The following is a 23984-nucleotide window of genomic DNA, read 5'->3' as shown; positions in this document are numbered from 1 at the left end:
GCTCACTGGTTCAGCACGTCCGCACCGGCCGGCGCCACGAACTTGAAGCGGGCGGCGGGGATGGCGGCCTGCGTCTCCAGGCGGGTGAACTCCAGCCGCGAACGCTGCCCGAAGGCGTCGGTCATCTCGAAGGCGGCGAGCTCACGGCCACGGAAACCGATGCGCAGCTGGCGGATGCTGCCTTCCTTGCCCCTGGGCGTGGCCAGCACCCATTGCAGCCCGCCCTCGTCGGCTTCGTTGCGCAGCGTGAAGTCGCGGTCGAGCTGGCCGCCGGTCAGCAGCGCCGCCGGGGTCTGGCCCAGCGCCTGGTCGTAGGGACGCACCGTGACCTGGTTCAGGTCCAGGTCGTACATCCAGACCTTCACGCCATCGGCGACGACCTGCTGCTCGTAGGGCTTGCTGTAGTCGAAGCGGAAGCGGTTCGGGCGCTGGAATTCGAAGGTGCCGCTGGAGGTCTTCTTCTTCGCGCCATCGGGCGAGCTGACGGTCTGCGTGAAGCCGGAGCGGGCGCTCTGCACCGTCTGGACGAACTGGCGCAGCGCCTCGGAGGCATCGGCACGGGCGACGGCATGCGCCGTCAGCAGGACGATGCCGGTCAGGCAGGCCAGCAGCGGTCGGGACAGGGATCTGGAGGACATGAGGTTCATTCCGGGTTGCGGGCGGCGGGCACCAGGATGTCCCGGTTGCCGTTGGTCGCCATGCCCGATACGAGTCCGGACTGCTCCATTTGTTCCAGCAGGCGGGCCGCACGGTTGTAGCCGATGCGCAGGTGGCGCTGCACCAGCGAGATCGACGCGCGACGGTTCTGCAGCACCACGGCCACCGCCTGGTCGTACATCGGATCGGACTCGGCATCACCGCCACCGCCTTCGGCGTTGGTGTCGTTGCCGTCGGCATCGAGCACGCCACCTTCGAGGATGCCCTCGATGTAGTTGGGCTCGCCCTGGGACTTGAGGTACTCGACGACGCGGTGCACCTCGTCGTCGCTGACGAAGGCGCCGTGCACCCGCGTGGGCAGGCCGGTGCCGGGGGCGAGGTAGAGCATGTCGCCCTGCCCCAGCAGCGCCTCGGCGCCCATCTGGTCGAGGATGGTGCGGCTGTCGATCTTGCTCGACACCTGGAAGGACATGCGGGTCGGGATGTTGGCCTTGATCAGACCGGTGATGACGTCCACGCTGGGGCGCTGCGTGGCCAGGATCAGGTGGATGCCGCAGGCGCGCGCCTTCTGCGCCAGCCGGGCGATCAGCTCCTCGATCTTCTTGCCCACCACCATCATCAGGTCGGCCAGCTCGTCTATCACCACGACGATGAAGGGCAGGCGGTCGAGCGGCTCGGGCTGCTCGGGGGTCAGGCTGAACGGGTTGGGGATCAGCTCGCCGCGGGCGCGGGCCTCGTCGATCTTCTTGTTGTAGCCGGCGAGGTTGCGCACGCCCATCTTGCTGAGCAGCTTGTAGCGGCGCTCCATCTCCGCCACGCACCAGTTCAGCGCGTTGGCCGCCTGCTTCATGTCGGTCACGACCGGAGCGAGCAGGTGCGGAATGCCTTCGTAGACGCTCATCTCGAGCATCTTCGGATCGATCAGGATCAGCCGGACGTCGCTGGCCTCGGCCTTGTAGAGCAGGCTGAGGATCATCGCGTTGATGCCCACCGACTTGCCCGAGCCGGTCGTGCCGGCCACCAGCAGGTGAGGCATCTTGGCCAGGTCGGCCACCACCGAATGACCGACGATGTCCTTGCCCAGGCCCATGGTCAGCTGCGAGGTCGCGTCGTGGTAGACCTGCGAGCCGAGGATCTCCGACAGGCGGATCGTCAGGCGCTTCGCATTGGGCAGCTCCAGCGCCATGCAGTTCTTGCCGGGGATGATCTCGACCACCCGGATCGAGACCAGGCTCAGCGCCCGAGCCAGGTCACGGGCCAGGTTGACGATCTGGGAGCCCTTGACCCCGGTCGCCGGTTCGATCTCGTAGCGGGTGATGACCGGACCGGGCATGGCCGCGACCACCCGGACCTCGACGCCGAAGTCCTTGAGCTTCTTCTCGATCAGCCGGCTGGTCATCTCCAGCGACTCGGTGGCCACGGTCTCGACGAACTGCGCCGGCGGGTCCAGCAGATCGATCTGGGGCAGCCGGCCCGGATCGGCCTGCGAATCCCTGAACGGCGGCGGCGCCGGCTCGCGGACCACCTGCTGCAGCACCGGCGCCACCACGGGGGCCGGCACCACGAGTGGCGGCCGCGGCGGGGGCACGGGCACCGTGGCCACCGGAGCCGGCGGCACGGGCAGCGCAGACGACGCCGGTGCAGGCACCCGCGGCGGCGGTTCCGGATCGACCACCCGCTCAATCACCAGCGGCACGTGCGTGGCGGCCTCCTCGCGGCGCTGGTCGTCGACCACACGCTCACGCTCCTGCTGGGCCTGCTGGCCGATGCGCAGGTCCTCGTCACGCTCGAGGCGCTCGACACGCCGGTGGCGCAGCCCCTCCAGGGCCTCGCCGATCTGCTCGGCCAGCACCAGCCATGAAAAACGGAAGGCCCAGGACAGCCCCAGCAGCAGCAGGCCCACCGCCACGACACCGCTGCCCGTGAACCCGAGCCAGTGCATCGACTGCGGGCCCAGCATCGCGCCGAGCACGCCGCCCGCGTGGGAGCCGGGCACACCGGCCTCGACCCGGTAGACCCGGGTCCACTCCAGCGTGGTGCTGGCGATCAGCACCAGCGCGAGCCCGATCCATGGAACGCCCCAGGGCCGCCAGGACGCCGGTGCCTCGACCCGGGGCGCCTCGGGGGCGGTGCGCAGCAGTCCGGCCAGCAGGGCCAGCCAGTCCCGCAGCGCGAACAGCGCGCACCACCAGACCGAGTAGCCAAACAGCACGTAGGAGATGTCGGACCACCAGGCGCCGATCACGCCGGCGCGGTTGTGCACGGCCTCGCCCGGAATGCCGGACGTGGAGAAGGCGACATCGGCGGGGTGGTGCGTGAACATCGCCAGACACCAGACGAGCCAGAGCACGGCGCCGACGGTCAGGCCGATCTGGAGCCGCCGGCGACTGGACGGGATCCGGGACGGCGAGGCATCGGCCGCAGCCGCGGCGCGGTCACCGGAGCGGCCCGAGCGTAGGGTTCCAAGCGAATAGGTCATCCGCGCATTCTCTGCGATCGACCGTGCCCGCCGCACCCGCGGCCTGCCACTTGCGACACGGTCCGCCGCGCCACGAGGCTCACTGGGTCGTGAGCCGCTCGGTCAGGTTGACCCAGCCGTTCTCCTGGGTCTCGATCAGGCCGCGCTCCTCCAGGTCCTTCATCACCCGGCTGACCATCTCGCGCGAGGCGCCGACGACCTTGGCCAGGTCCTGGCGCGACACCTTGCTGCGGATGACCTTGCTGCCGTCCTCCTCGTCCTGCGCCATGTCGAGCAGGGCTCGGGCCACCCGGCCGTAGACATCGAGCAGGGCCAGGGACTCGATCTGCCGGTCGGCATTGCGCAGGCGCGACACGAGGCCGCGCAGGATGGCGTAGGACAGGCTGGAGTTCTCGGGCAGACAGGCCGCGAAATCCGAGCGGGCCAGCACCAGCACGTCGGTCTGCACCTCGGCCCGCACGGTCGCCGAGTGGGGCTCGTTGTCGATCAGGCTCATCTCGCCCAGGTAATCACCCGACTCGAGCACGGCCAGGATCACTTCACGGCCCCGCGCGTCGGAGGTGATCACGCGTGCGCGTCCGCTCAGCAGGATGAACAGCGCATCGGACTTGCGGCCCTGCTCCACGATGATCTCGCCCCGCCGGTATCTCCGCTTGATCACGCCGTCGGCGATGGTCTGCGCCTGTTCGGTGGTGAGCATGGAAAACAAGGGGACACGGCGGATCAGGTCGAGGTTCGAGAGCATCGCCATGTAGGCACTCCTGCTTGAATATTTCTATTGTTGACATTGGGAGTGGCATGCGCCGGACGACAGCGACACTTCCTACAATGTCCAGGTCAGGTTGATGCTCGACCTGTTCCGGCTCCGCGGGGCTTTGACCGCCCTCTGTTGCGCCATGCCAATCCGTTACTACTCTACATGAAGAGCTACCGAATTGAACAGCGTGATAGCCCGAAATGAAACCGTGCGTGACGATCCCGCCGCACCACCGATGAACCCTACCAGCTCCACGATGACACACGCCCAAGTCCTGATCCTCGGCTCCGGCCCGGCCGGCTACACCGCCGCCATCTACGCGGCGCGCGCCAACCTCCAGCCGCTGCTGATCACCGGCATGGCCCAGGGCGGACAGCTGATGACCACCACCGAGGTGGACAACTGGCCTGCCGACGTCATGGGCGTGCAGGGCCCCGAGCTGATGGAGCGTTTCCAGAAGCATGCCGAGCGCTTCAACACCCGCATGGTGTTCGATCACATCAACGAGGTGGATTTCAGCCAGCGCCCCTTCGTGCTCAAGGGCGACTCCGGCACCTACACCTGCGACGCGCTGATCCTGGCCACCGGCGCCAGCGCCCAGTACCTGGGCCTGCCGTCCGAACAGGCCTTCATGGGCCGCGGGGTCAGCGGCTGCGCCACCTGTGACGGCTTCTTCTACCGCGACCAGGAAGTCTGCGTCGTCGGTGGCGGCAACACCGCCGTCGAGGAGGCGCTCTACCTGTCGAACATCGCCAGCAAGGTGCACCTGATCCATCGCCGCGACAAGTTCCGCGCCGAAGCCATCCTGGTGGACAAGCTCAACGAGAAGATCGCCGCGGGCAAGATGCAGACGCACCTGTTCTCGACCCTGCAGGAAGTGCTGGGCGACGCCAGCGGCGTCACCGGCGTGCGCCTGGCCGACGTCAACACCGGCGCGACGACCGATCTGGCCCTGACCGGCTGCTTCATCGCCATCGGCCACAAGCCCAACACCGAGATCTTCCAGGGCCAGCTGGAGATGAAGGACGGCTACATCGTGACGCGCTCGGGTCTGGACGGCTTCGCGACCATGACCAGCGTGCCCGGCGTGTTTGCCGCCGGCGACGTGCAGGACCACGTCTATCGCCAGGCCATCACCAGCGCCGGAACCGGCTGCATGGCCGCGCTGGATGCCCAGCGCTTCCTGGAACAGGGCCACTGAGCGGCGCCTCGGTAGCACAAGCACGTTCTTTCAGGCTACAATCTTCGTTTTGCCGTAATACGTCCCGGCAGCCGAAGTTCGCTCAGGCGGTGTTTTCACACCTGAGCGGGTCAGGCAGCCGGAGGGACAGCCATCAAGCCGGCGGCGCGATCCAGGACTCGGGAACGGCGTCAGCACCCAACAGGTGCCGACGACAGCAACCGCATCCTGCCTGCGCCTAGCTTCAACCACACTGCGACACTCGGCGACGTGGGGGGTTGAGAGGCCTGCTCTGGCTGTCGTGTTGAAACACTGTCTGGAGAAGCGTCATGGCACGCGTCTGTCAAGTCACGGGCAAGGGCCCGATGGTGGGAAACAATGTTTCCCACGCCAACAACAAAACCAAGCGTCGCTGGCTGCCGAATCTGCAGTACCGCCGCTTCTGGGTCGAGAGCGAAAACCGTTGGGTGCGCCTGCGCATCTCCAACGCTGCGCTGCGACTGATCGACAAGGTGGGCATTGACCAGGTCCTCGTCGATCTGCGCGCCCGCGGCGAACTGTAAACCGGAGGGTCACGACCATGGCATCAAAAGGCGGACGCGAGAAGATCAAGCTGGAATCCACTGCGGGTACCGGCCACTTCTACACCACCAACAAGAACAAGAAGACGACGCCCCAGAAGCTCGAATTCATGAAGTTCGACCCGACGGTGCGCAAGCATGTCCTGTACAAGGAAGTCAAGCTGCGCTGAGCCAGCCTGACCCTCGTCACCCGGGCCCGCCGCGACTCCGTCGCCGCGGGCCTTGTCTTTGGTGCATCCAAAAAGTCCGCGACACCCCCAAAAGAGCGCACCCGCGGCGGTGATGGACAGGCGCCGGACCCGCCTCATACAGTGGACGCCCGCATCCCGACAGGAGAACGAGCGTGCACGACGGACCTCGCCGACCCCGGCCGCGCGGCACCCTCCTGATCGCCACGCTCGCCCTGCTGCTGCCCCTGGCCGGCGCCTCGGCACAGAGCCTCGAGCTGACCCGCACCGAAGCCACGATCGCCCAGCCGCTGCGGCTCGAGATCAGCGCCCGCAGCTTCGACGGTCCCGCCCAGCCCGTGCACCCCGGCTGCCTGGACGCCGAACTGCTGCAGCCCGACCGATTCGCCACCCGGCTGCGGGTCGAGCACCTGGCCTTCCAGACCGATCACGAGCCCGCGAGGCTGCGACTGAGCAGCTCCGGCCCGCTGCAGGAGCCTGTCGTGATCGTCCGGGTGCAGATGCGCTGCGGCGCCCCTTACGAACGTGACTTCACGATCCTCGGGCAGGCGCCCCGGCCCACCGCGGCCACGTCACCCGCCCGGGCCGGCCGGCCTCGACCACCCGCATCCGGACCGCGCGCAGCCAGCGCCGCCACCCTCAGGACCATGAAGCCCGAGGCCGCCTCGACCACCCCGGAGACTGCGCCCGGGCCGTCCGCCGGCCCGGGCCAGCCCGACGCCCACGCCACGAAGCCCCCGTCTGCCGCACCGCTGCATGGCCTGACCGCGACCCCGCCTCCGGCAGCGGCACCCCGACTCCAGGCCGGCAGCCACGACGAGTGGATCAGCGACATCGCCGGCATGCGCCAGGACCTGCAGCGCCATCGCCTCGAGCTCGCCGCACTGACCCATCGACTCGAACGCAACGAGGCCTCGCACTGGCAACCCTGGGGCTGGCTGGCCGCCCTGGGCATCACGCTGATGGTCGGCCATGCGCTGGCCACGCTGATGCGGGACCAGTGGCTGCGCCGATTCCATCTCGACCCGACCGGTCCCGGGTCGATGACATCGAGGCGTCCACGCCCCTCCCCCACGACCGCCATGAAGGCCACGACGCACGCCGCCGCGACCACGGACCTCACCGCCAGCACGCCCAGATCCCTGCCGAGCCCGCTCGAGCTGACCAGCACCGAAGTGCCTGACTCGCCGCCGGCCGTGGCCCTGCCGCCGGAGCCGTCCCGGGACAACATCGCGCTGGCCCGATCGACCTGGGCCCATGCCGACTTCGGCCAATCGACCCTCGATGCGGAACCTCGGCGACCGTGGCTGGCTGAAGTCGACCGCATCAGCGCCGAGGGTTATGTTGGGGCCGCGGTGGCCCTGCTGGAGCAGGCCCTGCAGCGAGGGCCTGCCAAGCACCCCGCCCTGCTGATGCGCCTGCTGAAGCTCTACGCGGCGCTGCACCAACCCGACAACCACGAGCGGGTCGGCGCCCAGCTGGAGGCGCTCTACCAGGTCCGGGTTCCGGCCTGGTCCACGCTCACGGACGAAGGCACTGGACCGCCCGGGGACGGCCTGCTGGCCGACGAGCCGCTGATGCGGACGATCTGCTCGAACTGGCCAGCGACCGCGGCGGACACGCTGGCCGAGCTGCTGCTGCCCCGGCACCAGGCCGACGAACAGCAGCAGCCCCGGCTCGAGCTCGAGGCCTTCGACGACGCGCTGCTGCTGCATGCCATCGCCCGGGACGTCGGCAGGGACCAGGCGCTGCTGCTGGCCGCATGAGGCCCGATGAGCGCAACGGCCATGAAAAAGCCCCCTGCACCGACACCGGCGCAGGGGGCTTGCGGATGAACGGGACTCAGGCGCGGACGGAGCGCAGCGTGCGCGCGAAGTCCTGCAGGGCCGCGATGCCGCTCTGCTCCGCACGCACGCACCAGTCCTGCAGGTCGACCACCAGCTGTTCGGCCGACACATTGGTGCGGGTCCACATCAGGCGCAGCTCCTCGCGCATGGCCACCAGCGTGGTCAGGGTCGGGCTCGCACCGCAGGCGGCCTCGACCTGGGGCAGCACGGCCGCGGGGATCTTGGCCGCGTCACGGTGCAGCCAGCGCTGCGCCAGCCGCATGTTCGACCAGCGCTGGGTGTTCTGCCCGCCCTGTGCCTTCAGGCGCTGCAGCTCGTCAGCGCAGCTCTGGCGCAGCCCCTGGGCATAACGGGCCATGACCTCGTAGCGGTTGGCGATCAGGCCTTCGAGCGTCTGGCCGTCGGGCACCGGCTTGATCACCCCGGTGCGCAGCAGCGGCGGCGTCTTGCGGACCTTGGCCAGGCCCAGCGTCTCCAGCGTGCGGATGTAGAGCCAGCCGATGTCGAACTCGTAGGGCTTGACGGACAGCTTGGCCGACGTCGGGTAGGTGTGGTGGTTGTTGTGCAGCTCTTCACCGCCGATGATGATGCCCCACGGGAACACGTTGGTCGACGCGTCGACCGCCTCGAAGTTGCGGTAGCCCCAGTAGTGGCCGATGCCGTTGATGATGCCGGCCGCCGTGATGGGGATCCACATCATCTGCACCGCCCAGACCGACACGCCGATGACGCCGAACAGCGCGACGTTGATGACCATCATCAGGCCCACGCCCTGCCAGCTGTAGCGGGTGTAGACGTTGCGCTCGATCCAGTCGTCCGGCGTGTTGTGACCGTACTTGTCGAGGGTTTCCTGGACCTTGGCCTCGGCGCGATAGAGCTCGCTGCCCTTGCGCAGCACGGTCTTGATGCCCCGCGTGACCGGGCTGTGCGGATCGTCGACGGTCTCGCACTTGGCGTGGTGCTTGCGGTGGATGGCCACCCACTGCTTGGTGACCATGCCGGTCGTCATCCACAGCCAGAGGCGGAAGAAGTGCGAGGGCAGCGGATGCAGGTCCAGCGAGCGGTGGGCCTGGCAGCGGTGCAGGTAGATCGTGACGGCCGCGATGGTGATGTGGGTGAACACCAGCGTCACCAGCAGCACCTGCCACGGACTGGCACCGAGGGCGCCATACGACAGCCAGTCCAGCACCGCGGACCAGATCAGGGAAAGTTCATTCATCAAAAGGCTCTCAGAATACGGACACGGGTTCCGCCCTACGCCTCTCGAATGTCGGCTCGATCGCTGATCAAGGTGTACTGCGGGTGCAAGATTCTAGAGCACGACCCAGGGTGCGAGCCGGCCACGCCGCCTCGCACCGAGGGATATTGCACCGATTCAGCGCCGCTGCCAGACCGCCGCGAAGAAGCCGTCCGTGCCATGCACGTGCGGCCACAGGCGCAGGTGGCCCTCATGGACCAGGGACTCGGCATCGGGCACCTTCTGCCGCGCCAGGATCTCGCTCGCGTCGACCGGCTCGAAGTCCGGATGCGCGGCGGAAAACGCGGCGGCGATGTCCTCGTTCTCCTGGCGCAGCAGGCTGCAGGTCGCATAGACGAGCCGGCCGCCCGACTTCACCAGCCGTGCCGAACTGTCCAGGATCGCGGCCTGCTTGGCATTGAGCTCGATCACCGCCTGAGCGGACTGGCGCCACTTCAGGTCCGGATTGCGGCGCAGCGTGCCCAGCCCGGAGCACGGCGCATCGACCAGCACCCGGTCGATCTTGCCCGACAGCCGCTTGATGCGCTCGTCGCGCTCATGGGCGATGCCGGCCGGGTAGACGTTGGACAGGCCGCTGCGGGCCAGGCGCGGCTTGAGCGCGGCCAGGCGGTGGGCCGACACGTCGAAGGCGTACAGGCGCCCGGTGCTGCGCATCATCGCGCCCAGCGCCAGGGTCTTGCCGCCGGCGCCGGCACAGAAGTCGACCACCATCTCGCCACGCTTGGCCTCGGTCAGCAGCGCCAGCAGCTGGCTGCCCTCGTCCTGGACCTCGACTTCTCCGCGCAGGAAGGTCTCGGTGCGGTTGAGCGTGGGCTTGCCGCGGGCGCGCAGGCCCCAGGGTGACCAGGCCGTCGCCTCGGTCTCGATGCCTTCGGCGGCCAGCGCCGCCTGCACGGCCTCGCGCTTGCTCTTGAGCAGGTTGGCCCGCAGGTCCAGCCCGGCGGGCTGGGCCATCGCCTCGACCAGCGGCCAGAACGCGTCGCCGACCTGCTCCTTGAGCATCACCGACAGCCATTCCGGCAGGTTGTGGCGCAGGTTCTCGGGCTGGCGCGACAGGTCGATCAGGCGGGCGGTGGTCACCCAGTTCAGCTCGGCGGTCGTCGCCGCCGCACGCAGGAAGCTGTCACTGCCCTGCCAGGCCAGCAGCGCCAGCCGGCGCTCGAGGGCGCCGGTGCCCGACTTGGCAAGGTACTGGTACTTCAGGCGCTCACGCAGCACCGCGTAGGCCGTCTCGGCCAGCGCATGGCGCTCGTGCATGCCCAGCGAACGGTTCTGGCGGAAGAAGGCGGAGACGACCGTATCGGCCGGTTGCGTGAACCGCAGCACCTCGTGCAGCAGTTCTTCGCACAGCGCGAACAGGGACTTTGGATTCATCGAAGACTCACTTTGGGGTTCAGGCCAGCCACTGGGGCTCGCCGTGGCGGTGGCGGACCAGGTCACCCTGGACCTCCAGCTCGTCGCTGACGAACCAGCGGACCGCGCGTGGATAGATCACGTGCTCACGCGCCAGCACCCGTGCCGACAGGGTGTCGGCATCATCGCCGGGCAGCACCGGCACCGCCGCCTGCATCACGATGGGCCCGTGGTCGAGCTCGGCGGTGACCAGGTGCACCGTGGCGCCCGCGAGCTTGCAGCCCGCGTCGATCGCCCGCTGGTGCGTGTGCAGGCCGGGGAACGACGGCAGCAGGGAGGGGTGGATGTTGAGCAGGCGCCCCTCGTAGCGGCGCACGAAGCCGGCGCTCAGGATGCGCATGAAACCGGCCAGCACGACCAGGTCGGGCTGGTAGCGGTCGATCTGCTCGGCCAGGGCCGCATCGAACGCCTCGCGGTCGGCATGCGCGCGGTGATCGATCGCCACCGTGTCGATCCCGCGCTCGGCGGCCCAGGCCAGGCCGGCCGCCGACGGTTTGTTGCTCAGCACGGCCACGATGGAGGCCGGCCAGCCCTCGGCCAGGCAGGCGCGGTGGATGGCCTCCATGTTGGAGCCACGGCCGGAAATCAGGATCACGATGCGTTTCATGGGTGCGCGAGTGTAGCGACCTGCCGGCCCTTTGCCCGCAGCGACCGCATCGGGGCCGGCCATCGCGGTGCCATGGAGCGGCCGTACACTCGTGCAACATCTCACCAATTGGAGGAATTTCATGGGCTTGTTTGATTCGGTGCTCGGCGCAGTGGGTGGCCAGCTGGCAGGTCAGCTGGGCGGCATGCTCGGCGGGGGCAACAACAACGGCACGGCCGCGCTGATCGGCGTCGTGATGAACCTGCTGAACCAGCCGGGCAGTGAAGGCCTGGGCGGCCTGCTGCAGAAGTTCCAGCAAGGGGGCCTGGGAGAGGTCGCCGCCTCGTGGGTGTCGAGCGGACAGAACCTGCCGATCTCGGCCGACCAGCTGCAAGGCGTGCTGGGCAGCGACCTGGTCGGCCAGATCGCCGGTCAGCTGGGCATCGAGCCCGGTGCCGCCGCCGGCCAGCTCGCCCAGTGGCTGCCCCAGGTGGTCGATACGCTGACCCCGGACGGACAGGCCCCCAGCGCCGGCACCGACCTGGGCGCCCTGCTGCCGCAGGTGCTGGGCAGCCTGATGTCGCGCGGCTGAATCCGGCACATCCCCCTCGGACGGCCAGGGACTTCCTGCGCCGCCCGGGACCAGCCCGGATCCCGCCGCGGATCCGGCCACCGCCGCCGCGTTATGCTCGATGCCCTTTCGAGCGATCAGCCATGGCGGCCATCCACATCACCGACATCGAGGCGGCCATCAACTGGTGGCGCCACCGCAGCCCCACCGCGGACGGCCTGGCGCTGTGCCCGCCCCTGGCCGCGCTGGCCGAGGTCTACGCCCTGCTGGTCTACCGGCACGAGACCCGCTGCGACGAGGCGCAGCTGTCCGAGGCGGCCCGCGAGGCCTGGATGGCCTGGTACGACAGCACGCCGGATGCGCCCTGCATCGCGATCTGCTCCACCACCCAGGGTGATGCGCTGTGCAAGGGCTGCGGGCGCACCTTCGAGGAGGTGCAGCACTGGCCGCGCATGAGCCCGGTCGAGAAACGCGACACCTGGCACCGCATCGTCAGCGAAGGCAGCGCGTGGCGCTTCAACCGTTATGCCGAACGCGCCCGCGAGCGCGACCGGACTCAGGGCGCAGCGGACGGCACCGATGCCGCCTGAAGCGGCAGGCGGATGACGAAGCGGCTGCCGCCGCCTTCACGCGCCTCGCAGGAGACCCGCCCGCCGTGGCGGGTCACGATCTGGCGGACCAGCGACAGGCCCAGCCCCACCCCGCCGGCCCGCTCGGCATGGCCGGGCAGTCGGTAGAAGGGCTCGAAGATGCGTTCGCGCAGGGATTCCTGCACCCCGGGGCCCCGGTCGCAGACCGCGATCTCGACCTGCCCGGGCGCCGTCAGGCGCAGCTGCGCCTGGACCTCGTCGCCGCCGTAGCGGTGCGCGTTCTCCAGCAGGTTGCGCACCGCGCGGCGCAGCAGCCGCTCGTCGCCCAGCACCTGGACCTGGGCGGCCGCGGCCTCCAGATCCACCTCGGCCCCCACCCGCGCCGCCTCTTCGGCCAGCAGACCGGCCAGCTCCACCGGCACCTCGGCCAGCGCCGTGCTGGCATCGAGCCGACTGGCCAGCAGCACCTCCTCCACCAGCGCATCGAGCTCGCGGATGTCGCGGTCGATCTCGTCGCGCAGATCGGCGCGGCGCTCGGCCGGCGTGATCTCCAGCATCTCGACCGCCATCTTCAGGCGGGCCAGCGGAGAACGCAGTTCATGGCTGGCATTGGCCAGCATGGATCGATTCGAAGTCACCAGGTCCTCCACCCGCTGGGCGGCGCGGTTGAAGCTCTCGGCCAAGGCCGCCACCTCGTCCTGGCCGTCGACGGCCACACGATGGCCCAGCTGGCCGGCACCGAAGGTCTCGACGCCCTGCTGGAGCCGCTCCAGGCGACGGGTCAGGCGGCGCACCACCGGGTAGGAGCCCGCTGCCACCGCCAGGAACAGGGCCACGAGCAGGGCCGCCATGTCCACCCAGGGGCCGCGCGGCCACCAGCGCGGCCCCAGGCCGGGCAGCGGCCCGGGCAGGCGCCCGAACCCGTCACCCGGACCGCGCCCAGGCCCGCGACCGTCCGGCTCGCCCCGCCCCGGTCCGGGTCCCGGCTCGGACATCGGGCGGCGCAGACGGAACGAAGGTTTGCCGATCCACAGCACACGCCCGTCCTTCAGCACGATGCGCGTGGCGATGTCAGCCACCCCGTCGGCCTCGCGCTGCGCCTCGGCGAACATCGGCGACGTCGCCAGGCGCTCGCCACCGGTCGCCTCCAGCGCCAGGGGCAGGCCCAGGCGCTGCGACCAGCTCAGCAGGGCCGTGCGCTGGGCCTCGACCGGACCGTCGACCGGCGGCAGCGCCTTCTCGATCAGCTCGGCCCAGGCCGTGGCGCGGCCGTCGAGGGCCGTCTCGATGCGGCCGCGCTCGGCGATGGCGTAGTGGCGCACCACCAGGCCGACCACCAGGGCGAAGACCAGCAGCACGGCCACGACCGTGAGGTAGATGTTCAGGTAGAGGTTGCGGACGGCCACGGCGAGCATCAGGCCGCTTCGGCGTCCTGCTTGCGGGCGAACACGTAACCCGCACCGCGCACCGTCAGGATGCGGCGCGGGTTCTTGGGATCGTCCTCGATGGCCGAACGGATGCGCGAGACGTGCACGTCGATGCTGCGGTCGAACGCATCCATCGGGTGGCCCTTGAGCGCATCCATGATCTGGTCGCGCGAGAGCACGCGGCCCGGGCTGCCGGCCAGCACCATCAGGATGTCGAACTGGTAGCTCGTCAGGTCGCAGTGCTCGCCGCCGATGCGCACCTGGCGGGCCTGCGGATCGACCTCGAGCCGGCCGAAGCGCAGCACGCCATCGTCGCCCTGGGGCGCGGTGCGGCGCAGCAGCGCCTTCAGGCGGGCCAGCAGCTCACGCGGCTCGAAGGGCTTGGGCAGGTAGTCGTCCGCACCCAGCTCGAGGCCGACGATGCGGTCCATCGGCTCCCCCCTGGCGGTGAGCATCAGCAGCGGCAGCGAGCGCCAGCGGGCATCGGCACGCAGCTCGCGGGTCAGGTCCAGGCCGTCCCCGTCGGGCAGCATCAGGTCGAGCACCAGCGCATCGAAGGTCTCGCGCAGCAGCATCGCCCGGCCCTGGGCCAGGTCGCCGGCCACGCTGACGGTCATGCCGGCAGCACTCAGGTAATCGCGCACCATGGAGGTCAGGCGGGCGTCGTCGTCGATCAACAGCAAATGGGCGGGCATCTCAGGTCAGGCAGTCAGGAGGCAGGGGCGCAAGCCCGATGCGAGGAGCTTGCCATGCCCCCTGTGCACACCTTCGCCGCCGACGTAAAGAAAGGTGAAGTCCAGCTCAATCCATGTCGATCACGGTGGCCACGGGGATCACCTCGGCGCGGACGGTCTCGCTGCACGGCAGGGTCAGCGAGACCGTCGTGCCGACCCCGATGGCGCTCTGCACGTCGACCTGTCCGCCCAGCAGCTCGAGGATCTCCTTGACCAGGCACATGCCCAGGCCGGTCCCGGGAATGCGCCCGGACGGATCGGCCCGCCAGAAGCGCTCGAACAGCCTCGACTGCTGCTCCGGGCTCATGCCCATGCCCTGGTCGCCGACCTCGACGCTGACGGCCGGCAGGTCGCCCATCACCGCCGGGCGCACCCTCAGCGTGATCTCGCCCCCGGCAGGCGAGTACTTGTAGGCGTTCGACAGCACGTTCGTCAGCGCCAGCCCGAACTTCTCGGCATCGACCTGCACGGTCGGCGCCGGGTCGAACATGTCGTTGATCAGCCGGACCTGGCGCCCATCTCCCGGCACCATCAGCCCGTCGACCGCATGGGTGACCAGGGCCATCAGCTCGTGGTCGTGCACCAGGAAATCCTGGCCCCGCCGCGCCTCGATGCGCGACAGGTCCAGCAGCTCGTTGACCAGGTGCACCAGCACGCCGGTCTGGCGGTGCACGGTCTCGAGCATCTCGCGGCGGCGCTCGGGCGGATATTCACGTTTGAGCAACAATTCGGTGAAACCGAAGACGCTGACCATCGGCGTGCGCAGCTCGTGGGCGGCCGTCGACAGGAATTCGCTCTTCATGCGGTCGACCTCGGTCTCCCGCGTGATGTCGACGAGGTAGAAGACGCTCTCGCCCTCGGCGCTCGTGCGATGGCGGATCTGCACGGTCTTGTGCATCGGCAGCTGCAGCTGCACGGTGGTGGTCGTGCCGGGCTCGCCGCCCTCGCAGACCGCCAGCTGCTGCAGGATCTGGCGCCGCCGGTCACGCGGGGCCAGCATCGCCACCAGCACCTCGTCGACCTGCGCCAGGCTGCGGCCGATCAGCTCGTCGCGCGGCATCTCGAGGGTGGCCTCCAGCGCCTCGTTGCAATGCATCAGGGTGCCGGTCGCGTCGAAGTACAGCACGCCGCCGGCGCTCAGCTCGAGGATGGTCTCCAGCTGGTGGGTGCGGGCCCGCAGCCGGGTGGCCAGGCGCCGGGCATCGTCCAGCGACAGCTCCACGGTGCGCCGCGCCAGCAGCAGGTCGGCCGCGGCGTCGTGCTTGGCGATGTCGGAGAACTCCAGCCCGAGCGCCACCATCTCGGACACCCCGGCAAAGACCGGCGAGACCAGCAGCAGCCACGACCCGTCCTCCATCGGCTCGGAACTGCCCCGCAGCGTGAGCGCCCCGCCGCTGCGGGAGGTCAGCGTGACCAGCTCGCCCGGATGGGCGGCCCAGGCCGCGGCATTGGACGCGTCCATCGGCTGCTGGGCCTCGAACAGCGCCCCCAGCTTGACGCCGGGCTGCAGCACGCGCATCGCCTTGCGCAGCGAAGGACCGAAGGACTGGATCACCAGGAACCGGTCGACATGGATGAAAAACGGAAAGGCGCGGACCAGCTGCGCGGGACTGAGCCCGGGGCCGCGATCGGCGACGAGTGAGCCACTCATGAGATGCTCCTGCGAACCATGAAGACCGTGTGGCAGCGGCCACCGGTCGTGAAGACTTCCTGCAACTCGATGTCGACCGGGTCGCCGAGGACCTGGGCCAGCCCGCGCAGCATGCCCGTCACCAGCGCGGTGAACCCGTCGGCGGACGACGAGCAGCGCAGACGGCAGTGCCCCGCGGGGGCCAGCCGCTCGACCTCCATCAGCGGCAGCTCCAGCTCGGGCACGCTGGCGCGGACGCGGCGATGCACCTGGGAGAGCTGCTCGAGGAACTCGCACAGGGAACGGCCGGCGGGCTGCAGCAGCTCGCCATAGCCTTGCGGCGCGGTGTGGGTCACCCAGTACGCGCCGAAGGACTCCTGCACCCGCTCGCCGCTGATCTCGAGCTCCTCGCTGACGGCGTCGATCAGCCGCAGCGTGAGCGTGTCGGGGTAGACCTGCAGGGACACGAAGCCCTCGGAGCCCAGGTGCGCGCGCCGGCACACCCGCCGCCAGGCCTCCCGGCCCCCGCGGGCCGTCACCATCTGCTCCAGGCCCCGGTTGACGAATCCGTACATGGCGGCGCTCCGTTCAGGCCCGGGCCAGCGCAGGCGCCGGGTCGCCCACGGGCTCGGGGGCCGGTGCCGCCGTGCGCAGCCAGAGCGTGACGCGGGTTCCCCGCCCGTGCTCGCTGTGCACCTCGACCTGGCCATCCATCAGCTCGAGGATCTCCTTGACGATCGTCATGCCCAGACCGGTGCCCGGGATGTTGCCCGAGGTGTCGGCACGGAAGAAACGCTCGAACACGCGGCCCAGCTGCTCCGGCGTCATGCCCATGCCCTGGTCGGTGACGCACACGCCGATGCCGTCATGGTCGCGGCGCAGCAGCTGCAGGCCGATGTCCCCGTCGCTGGAATACTTGTAGGCGTTCGACACCACGTTGAGCACCGCCTGGGCCAGCTTCTCGGCGTCGACGTTGACCAGCACCCCGGCGTCCTCGTCCGACCAGCTCACCTGCACCTTGCGGGGATCGTTGTGCACCAGGATGCCCGCCAGCGTGTTCTCCAGGATCGGCACGAGGGGCTGCACGCTGCGATGGAAGTCCTTGCCGCGGCGGGCCTCGATGCGCGCCAGGTCCAGCAGCTCGTTGACCAGGTTGACCAGCACGCCCGCCTGGCGGTGGATGGTCGCGAGCATGTCCTGGCGACGGACCTCGTCGAACTTGCGCTTCAGCAGCAGCTCGGTGAATCCGAAGATGCTGGCCATCGGCGTGCGCAGCTCGTGGGCGGCCATCGACAGGAATTCGCTCTTCATGCGATCGACCTCGAACTCCCGCGTCATGTCGCGGAAGTACATGACCGTCTCGTGCCCGGTGCCCTGGCTGCGCCGCACCCGACGCAGCAGCGTGCGGGGTGCGGGCGAGGCCAGATGCAGCAGCTCGCCTCCGAACGTGCGGACCGGCATGGCGCCAGCCTCCCCGAGCATCTGGCTGTCGCCGCCCGCCGCACCGGCGTCGGCGGACTCGGTGCCGCGGCAGATGGCCGCCAGCCGATCCTCCAGAAGATCGCGCGACTGGCCGAGCAGCTCGTGGGCCGGCAGGCCCGTCATGCGCTCGAACGCCGGGTTGACGATGCGCACCAGCCCCTGCTCGTCCTGGGCCACGAAACCGTCGGGGCTCAGGTCGAAGATGGTGTTGAGCCGCTCGGTGCGCAGGCGCAGCATCTCCTCCTGCGCCATGCGCTCGGTGATGTCGACGTGCACGCCGACGTAATGGGTCATGCGGCCGTCCTCGCGCACCACCGGGGCCAGGCGCAGCTCGTTCCAGGACAGCACGCCGTCCTTGCGCAGCAGGCTGACGACGACCCGGGTGGCCACGCGCGCCGCCATCGCACGGCGGATCTCCTGCATCGCGGCGCGGGCGTCGGGGCCGTCGCCGTACAGGAAGCCGAACGCGCGGCCGATGACCTCGTCGTGGCTGTAGCCGGTGATGCCGCAGAAGGCCGGATTGGCGAAGATGATCGGCTCGCCGGGCAGCTCCATGCTGAGGATGGTGATGCCGTCGGCCGCCGACTCGAGGGCCCGCTCGCGCAGCAGCAGTTCCTGCTCGGCCCAGCGGCTGTCGGTGGTGTCGCGCACGACGAAGGTGAAGCAGCGCTCGTCCCCGAGGCGCATCACGCTGCCCGAGACGGCACAGGGAAAGCGGGTGCCGTCGACCCGCTGGCCCACGGTCTCGTGGGCGATCACCCGGCCGTTGATGCCGTGATCGCTCATCCAGCGCTCCATCAGCCGGCCTTCGAAGGCCGGCAGCACCTCGCACAGGCGCAGGCCGCGCAGCTCGTCGCCGCTGCGCCCGAAGATGCTGGAGCTGGCTTCGTTGGCCCAGGCGATCTCGCCGGCCGCGTTGGTGGCGACCATCGCGTCCGGCGCGGCCTCGACGATGGCGGCGGTGAAGATCTCGCCACTGGCACGCGCCGCCGCCTGGCTGCGGCGGTCGTCCTGCAGGCGCAGCAGACTCGTCACGAACCAGGTCAGCACGACGCCGATCAGCAGGCCCAGCGTGAGCGTCGACACATCCATATCGTTTCCTTCATCCGATGACCGCAACCGGCCGGAGGCCCTTCCAGGCGCCCTCGAGTGCGCCGCCAGGCCGAGATGCAGGAGGTCCCCGGACCCTCAGCCGGGCGATCGGCTGGCCACGATGGCCTCGACCCGATCGATCAGCTCCAGCGGACTGAAGGGCTTGACCAGGTAGGCGTCGGCGCCGGCCTTCTCGCCCATGGCCACGTCGGTGGCCTGCCCGCGGGCGGTCAGCATGATGATCTGGATGTCCCGCAGCTCGGGATCCTGCTTGATGCGCTGGCAGACCTGATAGCCGTCCAGCAGGCCCGGCATCATCACGTCGAGCAGCATCACGTGCGGGCGGACGGCCTTGGCCTTGTTCAGCCCGGACTCGCCGTCCTGGGCCTCGTGGATCTCGAACTCGCCGAACTCCAGCGTCATGCGGATCAGCTTGCGGATGTCGGCCTGGTCCTCGACGATCAGGATGCGGTGGGTCATGTCGATGTTTCCTTGGAAGGCCTGCTCAGGCAGGCTTGGGCGCGCGGCGCTGCGTGCTGCGCGCCATCAGCTGGGCCATGTCGCGGGCATAACGCTGGGCCTGCTCCATCGACAGCTGCGTGGCGCCCTGGTCGGCAGGTGCACCCGCCGGCAGCTCCAGCACGAAGTCGACCGTGTCGTATTCATCGTCGATGCGCACCGAGCCGCCGTGCTGCTCGACCACGTACCGCGCCAGCGCCAGGCCGATGCGCGGATGGGCCTGATCGGCACCGCTGCCCACGCCAAAAGGCACGTAGGCGTTGCGGCGGTCCTGGTTCGACACGAACAGCCCGCGGCTGCGCGACCGCAGCACGATGCGGGTGCCGGCCCCGCTGAGCGAGAGTTCGATCACCGAGCCCCGGGCCGACGAACGGATCGCCTGGTCGAGGTACTCGACCAGCGCACGAGGCAGCCAGGTCGGGCTGCCGTAGACGGCCAGGTCCTCCTGCACCCCGGTCAGGGTGACGGTCACGTTGCGCTCGTCGAGCGAGGTCGCCACCAGGTCCAGCGCCGAGCGCAGCACCTGCGACATCACCAGCCGGTCGTCGCACTGGATGGCCCCGCTGCCGAAGACCTTGACCAGGTCGCGCAGGCGCCCGAGCCGGTCCGACAGCGCCGCCGCATCGGCGGCCATGCCGGCATCCTGGCCACGGCCCTGCTCCAGCAGGGCCAGGCCGCCCGGCAAGGCCGCCAGATCGGCCACCAGCCGCTCGATCGGCCGGGACATCTCGGCGTCGATGTAGTGGATGAGGTTCTCGAGGGCCTGGGTGAACCAGCGCTCCTCCGAGACGTTGTTGAGCACCAGCATCAGGTCGTTGCCGACCGGGGCCGGAATGATCACCGCCTTCACCGTGTCGGGGCGGACCTCCTGGGTGCGCAGCTCGAACTGGAACGGCAGCGGCGCCAGGCCGTCGACGGCGGACTTGATGTGGCGGTCCACCACCGGGTCCATGAACGGGCGGCCCAGCATGCAGGGGGTGAGTTGAACGGCCGCCTTGTTGGCATAACGCACCTGGCCGTTGCGCCCCACCCAGACGACGCCACTCCTGACCTGGTCGAACAGCATCCTGAAGGCGTCGTTCATGGTCAGGCCCCCACGCTCTGGCTCCGGCCCAGGCGGGCCAGCTCGCCCTCGATCCAGGTGCGCACCGCCTGCGCCGGCGCCGGGTGGTGCAGCACGCGGACCCGGTCGGGCAGCCCGCCGCGCTCGGCGATCGCCTGGGGCGTCAGCGGCGTGATGGCCAGGGTGTGCATCGCACCGTACTCCGGGATGCTCGACAGCGTCGACAGCATCGCGTAGCCGTCGATGTCGGGCATGGCCAGGTCGGTGACCAGCAGGTCGGGCACCCGGTTGCCGAGCTGCAGCAGCCCGGTGTAGCCGTTGTTGGCGCCGCGCAGCGTCACCGAGGCGGTCAGCGGCTGCAGCGCATCGTTCCACAGCTGCAGTTGGTCGACGGTGGCGGCGATCAGCAGCACGTCCACGCCGGACGACGAGGGCGGTGCCGGCTGCTGGCTCTGGGCCGCGGCACGCAGGCCGCTGCGCTGGGCCAGCGCCTCGACCGCGGACAGGCGGATGCGCCGGTGACCACCGGGGGTGCGTCCGGCCGGCAGCGTGCCGGCCTCGACCCAGAGTTGCACGGTGCGCAGCGAAACACCCAGTCGCATGGCCGCTTCACGTGTGGTCAGCAGGGGATCGAGAGGATCTTGAGCAAAATGGGGACGGGACATGACAGGGGCCCTCAAAAAAGTGGCGGGCGAACTGGGGTGGTTCACGGTCGCGGTCTCCGGGTACGTTGAATTCAAAAAAAGGCGACTTGGGAGGTTTTTCGGCAGTCGCCCCCCTGCCTGTAGGACCGGATGTGACAAAGTGTGACCGAATTCTCGCCAAAAAGAGAAAAAACGTCACCCTCCCCCTCGAATGCAGCATTTGCGGCAGCCGCCCGCACCCGCGGCAAAATGAAATCCATGCCCCCGGAACAGAAACGATGAGCAAGGCCTTCACCCGCGAACCCGATGCCGGCGACGACGACGAGGAGGCCGGTGCCCTGCCGGCCCTGCCCGCCGGCCTGCGCAACTACATGACCCCGGCCGGCCACCGCGCCTTGCGCGCGGAGCTGATGAACCTGCTGGACGTCGAGCGTCCGCGGGTGGTGGAGGTGGTGTCGTGGGCCGCCAAGAACGGCGACCGGTCGGAGAACGGCGACTACCTCTACGGCAAGAAGCGGCTGCGCGAGATCGACCGGCGCATCCGCTTCCTCACGCGGCGGCTCGACATCGCGGAGGTCGCGGACCCGTCGAGCCACCATGGCAGCGACCAGGTGTTCTTCGGCGCCACCGTCACCTACCTGAACCGGCACGGCGAGGAACGCACGATCACGATCAAGGGCATCGACGAGGCCGATGCGCTGCAGGGCGAGGTCAGCTGGGTCTCGCCGATCGCCCGCGCGCTGCTGAAGTCACGCGAGGGTGACGAGGTGCAGCTGATGACGCCGGGCGGCCTCGAGCACCTGGAAGTGCTCGAGGTGCGCTACCCCACGCCGGACGGCGGGGTGCCGCTCAGGACTTGACGCGCGAGACCTTGTCGACCGAGGGCCGGTGGCGCAGCACGCGCAGCACGTCGGCCAGGTGCTGGCGGTCACGCACGGCCAGCAGCAGCTTGAGCTCGCTGGTCTCGCCGCTGCGGGAGGTGTCCATGTCGATGTGGGTGATGTCGGCCTCGGCGACGCTGACGGCCTGGGCCACCTCGGCCAGCACGCCCTTGCCGTTGCGCACCAGCACGGCCACCGAGGTCTGGAAGGCCCGGGCCGGGTGGTCCGACCACTCCACCGTCAGCCAGCGTTCGCTGTCGCGCTCGAACAGGCGCTTGCCGACCGTGCATTCGGCGCGGTGCACGGTCAGGCCCTCGCCGCGGCCGAGGTAGCCGACGATGTCATCGCCCGGGATCGGCCGGCAGCAGGTGCCCAGCTGCACCGTGGCGTTCTCGGTGCCGTCGATGACCACCGTGCCCTGGGCCGGCGCGTTGCTGTCGGTGGCGTAGCGGCCCATGGTCAGCGTCAGCGCGTCGGGGCGCTGGCCCTGGTCGACCATCAGCTTGGCCAGCCGCTTGGCGACGATCGAGGCGATCTTGCGACCCAGGCCGATGTCGACCATCAGCTCGCGGCGGTTGCGGTTGCCGCTCCAGCGCACCAGCGCATGCCACAGCACGCTGTTGGCGTCGATGTCGTCGTCCTCGGCCGTGGGCAGCTGCAGGCCTTCGGCGCGCAGCGCCTGGGCCAGCAGCTTCTGGCCGAGTTCGTAGGACTCCTCGGCCTCCATGTTCTTGAGGTAGTGGCGGATCTTCGAGCGGGCCCGGCCGGTGCGAACGAAATTCAGCCAGGCCGGATTCGGGCGGGCCGCCGGAGCGGTCACGATCTCGATCACGTCGCCCGAGCGCAGCTCGGTGCGCAGCGCCACCGGCTCGCCGTTGACGCGCGCGGCCACGCAGTGGTCACCGACGCGGGAGTGGATCGCGTAGGCGAAGTCGACCGGCGTGGCCCCGCGCGGCAGCGCCAGGATCTTGCTCTTGGGCGTGAAGACGTAGATCGACTCGGGGAACAGGTCGATCTTGACGTGCTCGAGGAATTCGGCGGAATCGCGGGTCTCGCTCTGGATGTCGACCAGCGACTGCAGCCACATCGTGCCGATGTGCTGGTTGTCGGCGCCCTCGTGGTCCTGGCGGGTCTTGTACATCCAGTGCGCGGCGATGCCCGCCTCGGCCACCGCATGCATGGCCTCGGTGCGGATCTGGAACTCCACCGCCGTGCCGACCGGGCTGACGACCATGGTGTGCAGCGACTGGTAGCCGTTGGCCTTCGGGATCGCGATGTAATCCTTGAAACGCCCCGGCACCGGCTTGAACAGCTGGTGCAGCACGCCCAGCGCGAGGTAGCAGTCGGGCAGCGTGTTGACCACGAGCCGGAAACCGAAGATGTCGCTGACCTGGGCAAAGCTCAGATGCTTGTCGCGCATCTTGTTGTAGATCGAGTGCACGGTCTTCTCGCGACCGTAGACCTGGGCCGGCAGCCCGGCCTCCTCGAAGGCCTTCTCGACCTCGACGCGCACCCGCTCGACCACGTCGCGGCGGTGGCCCCGCGCGCTGCGCACGGCCTTGGACAGCGCGCTGTAGCGCCAGGGGCGCAGGAACTGGAAGGACAGCTCCTGCAGCTCGCGGTAGGTCTGGTTCAGGCCCAGCCGGTGGGCGATCGGGGCGTAGATCTCGAGCGTCTCGCGGGCGATGCGGCCGCGCTTGCTGGCGGCCATGGCCGTCATCGTGCGCATGTTGTGCATGCGGTCGGCCAGCTTGATCAAGATGACCCGCACGTCGCGCGCCATCGCCAGCAGCATCTTGCGGAACGATTCGGCCTGGGACTCCTCGCGGGTCAGGAACTGCAGCTTGTCGAGCTTGGTCAGGCCGTCGACCAGTTCGGCCGTCGGCGAGCCGAAACGCTCGATCAGCTCCTGCTTGGTCACGCCGCAGTCTTCCATCGCGTCGTGCATCAGCGCGGCCATGATGGCCTGGGCGTCGAGCTTCCAGTCGGCACAGAGGCCGGCCACCGCGATGGGGTGGGTGATGTAGGGCTCGCCGCTGGCGCGGAACTGGCCGAGGTGGGCCTCGTCGGCGAAGCGGTAGGCGTCGCGCACCCGGCGCACGTCTGCTTCGTCGAGGTAGTCGAGCTTGCCGGTCAGTGCGGCGAAGGAGGCGGCACTGGCACCATGAGCACCGGGAACCGGGTCGCGGGCCGGAGGCGCCGGCTTGGGCGCGACCGCAGCGCCGGCCTCTCCTTCCGGCTTGGCCGGATCCGGGCGGGCGCCGCTGCGGCTGGCCCAGGGCGGGAAGAACATGCGACGGAGAACATCTGCTGTACGTGACACCATGACGTCACTCTAGCTGCTCGCGGCGATGTACGCCTGCCTCGTTGCCGGATTCTCGGCCCCGAGGCGGGCGATCCGTCCA

22 protein-coding genes are annotated in these 23984 nt (G+C 69.5%); 7 read left to right on the top strand and 15 right to left on the bottom strand.

Features of this window, described 5'->3' with window-relative positions; all coding sequences use genetic code 11:
- Window positions 1–2 precede the first annotated feature (2 nt).
- The 3 genes from lolA to C7444_RS08200 form a co-directional block, all read right to left on the bottom strand.
- Window positions 3–638 (bottom strand): outer membrane lipoprotein periplasmic chaperone LolA, encoded by a 636-nt coding sequence (gene lolA / locus C7444_RS08210; RefSeq protein WP_110400370.1) that lies wholly within the window; start codon window positions 636–638, stop codon window positions 3–5.
- Window positions 639–643: 5 nt separating this feature from the next.
- On the bottom strand, window positions 644–3136 hold the full coding sequence (locus C7444_RS08205; RefSeq protein WP_110400369.1) for a DNA translocase FtsK: 2493 nt from the start codon (window positions 3134–3136) through the stop codon (window positions 644–646).
- A 79-nt stretch (window positions 3137–3215) separates the two neighbouring features.
- On the bottom strand, window positions 3216–3887 hold the full coding sequence (locus C7444_RS08200; RefSeq protein WP_110400368.1) for a Crp/Fnr family transcriptional regulator: 672 nt from the start codon (window positions 3885–3887) through the stop codon (window positions 3216–3218).
- 262 nt (window positions 3888–4149) lie between these two features.
- Here C7444_RS08200 and trxB point away from each other — a divergent pair, with 262 nt between their 5' ends.
- The 4 genes from trxB (at window position 4150) to C7444_RS08180 (ending at window position 7608) form a co-directional block, all read left to right on the top strand.
- On the top strand, window positions 4150–5094 hold the full coding sequence (gene trxB / locus C7444_RS08195) for a thioredoxin-disulfide reductase (protein WP_110400367.1): 945 nt from the start codon (window positions 4150–4152) through the stop codon (window positions 5092–5094).
- Window positions 5095–5402: 308 nt separating this feature from the next.
- A complete protein-coding gene (gene rpmB / locus C7444_RS08190; protein ID WP_110400366.1) occupies window positions 5403–5636 on the top strand; it encodes a 50S ribosomal protein L28 in 234 nt (77 codons plus the stop codon).
- A gap of 17 nt (window positions 5637–5653) precedes the next feature.
- Entirely contained in the window at window positions 5654–5824 is a 171-nt protein-coding gene (gene rpmG, locus C7444_RS08185) for a 50S ribosomal protein L33 (RefSeq protein WP_110400365.1), read from the top strand.
- A 173-nt stretch (window positions 5825–5997) separates the two neighbouring features.
- On the top strand, window positions 5998–7608 hold the full coding sequence (locus C7444_RS08180) for a hypothetical protein (RefSeq protein WP_110400364.1): 1611 nt from the start codon (window positions 5998–6000) through the stop codon (window positions 7606–7608).
- Window positions 7609–7684: 76 nt separating this feature from the next.
- Here C7444_RS08180 and C7444_RS08175 read toward each other — a convergent pair whose 3' ends face one another.
- From C7444_RS08175 to purN, 3 genes are all read right to left on the bottom strand, one after another.
- Window positions 7685–8908 carry a DesA family fatty acid desaturase gene (locus C7444_RS08175; RefSeq protein ID WP_110400363.1) on the bottom strand — a complete coding sequence of 408 codons (1224 nt, stop codon included), beginning with the start codon at window positions 8906–8908 and terminating at the stop codon, window positions 7685–7687.
- Between the two features lie 156 nt (window positions 8909–9064).
- On the bottom strand, window positions 9065–10321 hold the full coding sequence (locus tag C7444_RS08170; RefSeq protein WP_110400362.1) for an RsmB/NOP family class I SAM-dependent RNA methyltransferase: 1257 nt from the start codon (window positions 10319–10321) through the stop codon (window positions 9065–9067).
- A gap of 19 nt (window positions 10322–10340) precedes the next feature.
- Window positions 10341–10967 carry a phosphoribosylglycinamide formyltransferase gene (purN, locus tag C7444_RS08165; RefSeq protein ID WP_110400361.1) on the bottom strand — a complete coding sequence of 209 codons (627 nt, stop codon included), beginning with the start codon at window positions 10965–10967 and terminating at the stop codon, window positions 10341–10343.
- Window positions 10968–11088: 121 nt separating this feature from the next.
- Here purN and C7444_RS08160 point away from each other — a divergent pair, with 121 nt between their 5' ends.
- Together C7444_RS08160 and C7444_RS08155 are read left to right on the top strand one after the other, a co-directional pair.
- Window positions 11089–11538 (top strand): YidB family protein, encoded by a 450-nt coding sequence (locus C7444_RS08160; RefSeq protein ID WP_110400360.1) that lies wholly within the window; start codon window positions 11089–11091, stop codon window positions 11536–11538.
- A gap of 122 nt (window positions 11539–11660) precedes the next feature.
- Entirely contained in the window at window positions 11661–12107 is a 447-nt protein-coding gene (locus C7444_RS08155; RefSeq protein ID WP_110400359.1) for a DUF3717 domain-containing protein, read from the top strand.
- Here the strand turns inward: C7444_RS08155 and C7444_RS08150 are convergent.
- The 8 genes from C7444_RS08150 to C7444_RS08115 form a co-directional block, all read right to left on the bottom strand.
- Entirely contained in the window at window positions 12074–13522 is a 1449-nt protein-coding gene (locus tag C7444_RS08150) for a sensor histidine kinase (protein ID WP_110400358.1), read from the bottom strand. The two genes, C7444_RS08155 and C7444_RS08150, sit on opposite strands and share 34 nt — an antisense overlap.
- The gene (locus tag C7444_RS08145) at window positions 13522–14229 is read right to left on the bottom strand and encodes a response regulator (protein ID WP_110400357.1); all 708 of its coding nucleotides are present in this window, start codon (window positions 14227–14229) and stop codon (window positions 13522–13524) included. Before C7444_RS08145 ends, C7444_RS08150 begins: the two co-directional genes overlap by 1 nt.
- Window positions 14230–14335: 106 nt before the next feature.
- A complete protein-coding gene (locus tag C7444_RS08140; RefSeq protein WP_110400356.1) occupies window positions 14336–15919 on the bottom strand; it encodes an ATP-binding protein in 1584 nt (527 codons plus the stop codon).
- Window positions 15916–16473, bottom strand: coding sequence for a heme NO-binding domain-containing protein (locus tag C7444_RS08135; RefSeq protein WP_170130675.1), 558 nt, complete (start codon window positions 16471–16473; stop codon window positions 15916–15918). The genes C7444_RS08140 and C7444_RS08135 overlap by 4 nt, the downstream gene beginning before the upstream one ends.
- Before the next feature lie 13 nt (window positions 16474–16486).
- Window positions 16487–18472: a PAS domain S-box protein gene (locus tag C7444_RS20525; RefSeq protein WP_110400354.1), complete on the bottom strand. Its 1986-nt coding sequence runs from the start codon at window positions 18470–18472 to the stop codon at window positions 16487–16489.
- A gap of 96 nt (window positions 18473–18568) precedes the next feature.
- A complete protein-coding gene (locus tag C7444_RS08125) occupies window positions 18569–18952 on the bottom strand; it encodes a response regulator transcription factor (protein ID WP_110400353.1) in 384 nt (127 codons plus the stop codon).
- A 25-nt stretch (window positions 18953–18977) separates the two neighbouring features.
- Complete coding sequence (locus C7444_RS08120) at window positions 18978–20075, bottom strand: sensor histidine kinase (RefSeq protein WP_110400352.1); 1098 nt, start codon at window positions 20073–20075, stop codon at window positions 18978–18980.
- Between the two features lie 2 nt (window positions 20076–20077).
- Window positions 20078–20719 carry an excisionase family DNA-binding protein gene (locus C7444_RS08115; protein WP_110400351.1) on the bottom strand — a complete coding sequence of 214 codons (642 nt, stop codon included), beginning with the start codon at window positions 20717–20719 and terminating at the stop codon, window positions 20078–20080.
- A gap of 257 nt (window positions 20720–20976) precedes the next feature.
- Here C7444_RS08115 and greB point away from each other — a divergent pair, with 257 nt between their 5' ends.
- Window positions 20977–21558: a transcription elongation factor GreB gene (gene greB / locus C7444_RS08110; RefSeq protein WP_110400350.1), complete on the top strand. Its 582-nt coding sequence runs from the start codon at window positions 20977–20979 to the stop codon at window positions 21556–21558.
- Here greB and C7444_RS08105 read toward each other — a convergent pair.
- Entirely contained in the window at window positions 21548–23872 is a 2325-nt protein-coding gene (locus C7444_RS08105; protein ID WP_110400349.1) for a RelA/SpoT family protein, read from the bottom strand. The genes greB and C7444_RS08105 overlap by 11 nt on opposite strands.
- Window positions 23873–23984: the final 112 nt, after the last annotated feature.

Origin of the sequence: Sphaerotilus hippei (assembly GCF_003201595.1) — a bacterium.
In the GTDB taxonomy this organism is placed as follows: Bacteria; Pseudomonadota; Gammaproteobacteria; order Burkholderiales; family Burkholderiaceae_C; genus Sphaerotilus; species Sphaerotilus hippei.
The sequence above is the reverse complement of the archived record's forward strand: the minus strand, read 5'-3'. Positions and strand labels throughout refer to the sequence as shown.

Excerpts from the sequence above, each read along its gene's own strand:
- lolA (WP_110400370.1), bottom strand. The coding sequence starts at position 638 with ATGTCCTCCAGATCCCTGTCCCGACCGCTGCTGGCCTGCCTGACCGGC.
- C7444_RS08205 (WP_110400369.1), bottom strand. The coding sequence starts at position 3,136 with ATGACCTATTCGCTTGGAACCCTACGCTCGGGCCGCTCCGGTGACCGC.
- C7444_RS08200 (WP_110400368.1), bottom strand. The coding sequence starts at position 3,887 with ATGGCGATGCTCTCGAACCTCGACCTGATCCGCCGTGTCCCCTTGTTT.
- trxB (WP_110400367.1), top strand. The coding sequence starts at position 4,150 with ATGACACACGCCCAAGTCCTGATCCTCGGCTCCGGCCCGGCCGGCTAC.
- rpmB (WP_110400366.1), top strand. The coding sequence starts at position 5,403 with ATGGCACGCGTCTGTCAAGTCACGGGCAAGGGCCCGATGGTGGGAAAC.
- rpmG (WP_110400365.1), top strand. The coding sequence starts at position 5,654 with ATGGCATCAAAAGGCGGACGCGAGAAGATCAAGCTGGAATCCACTGCG.
- C7444_RS08175 (WP_110400363.1), bottom strand. The coding sequence starts at position 8,908 with ATGAATGAACTTTCCCTGATCTGGTCCGCGGTGCTGGACTGGCTGTCG.
- C7444_RS08170 (WP_110400362.1), bottom strand. The coding sequence starts at position 10,321 with ATGAATCCAAAGTCCCTGTTCGCGCTGTGCGAAGAACTGCTGCACGAG.
- purN (WP_110400361.1), bottom strand. The coding sequence starts at position 10,967 with ATGAAACGCATCGTGATCCTGATTTCCGGCCGTGGCTCCAACATGGAG.
- C7444_RS08160 (WP_110400360.1), top strand. The coding sequence starts at position 11,089 with ATGGGCTTGTTTGATTCGGTGCTCGGCGCAGTGGGTGGCCAGCTGGCA.
- C7444_RS08155 (WP_110400359.1), top strand. The coding sequence starts at position 11,661 with ATGGCGGCCATCCACATCACCGACATCGAGGCGGCCATCAACTGGTGG.
- C7444_RS08150 (WP_110400358.1), bottom strand. The coding sequence starts at position 13,522 with ATGCTCGCCGTGGCCGTCCGCAACCTCTACCTGAACATCTACCTCACG.
- C7444_RS08145 (WP_110400357.1), bottom strand. The coding sequence starts at position 14,229 with ATGCCCGCCCATTTGCTGTTGATCGACGACGACGCCCGCCTGACCTCC.
- C7444_RS08140 (WP_110400356.1), bottom strand. The coding sequence starts at position 15,919 with ATGAGTGGCTCACTCGTCGCCGATCGCGGCCCCGGGCTCAGTCCCGCG.
- C7444_RS08135 (WP_170130675.1), bottom strand. The coding sequence starts at position 16,473 with ATGTACGGATTCGTCAACCGGGGCCTGGAGCAGATGGTGACGGCCCGC.
- C7444_RS20525 (WP_110400354.1), bottom strand. The coding sequence starts at position 18,472 with ATGGATGTGTCGACGCTCACGCTGGGCCTGCTGATCGGCGTCGTGCTG.
- C7444_RS08125 (WP_110400353.1), bottom strand. The coding sequence starts at position 18,952 with ATGACCCACCGCATCCTGATCGTCGAGGACCAGGCCGACATCCGCAAG.
- C7444_RS08120 (WP_110400352.1), bottom strand. The coding sequence starts at position 20,075 with ATGAACGACGCCTTCAGGATGCTGTTCGACCAGGTCAGGAGTGGCGTC.
- C7444_RS08115 (WP_110400351.1), bottom strand. The coding sequence starts at position 20,719 with ATGTCCCGTCCCCATTTTGCTCAAGATCCTCTCGATCCCCTGCTGACC.
- greB (WP_110400350.1), top strand. The coding sequence starts at position 20,977 with ATGAGCAAGGCCTTCACCCGCGAACCCGATGCCGGCGACGACGACGAG.
- C7444_RS08105 (WP_110400349.1), bottom strand. The coding sequence starts at position 23,872 with ATGTTCTTCCCGCCCTGGGCCAGCCGCAGCGGCGCCCGCCCGGATCCG.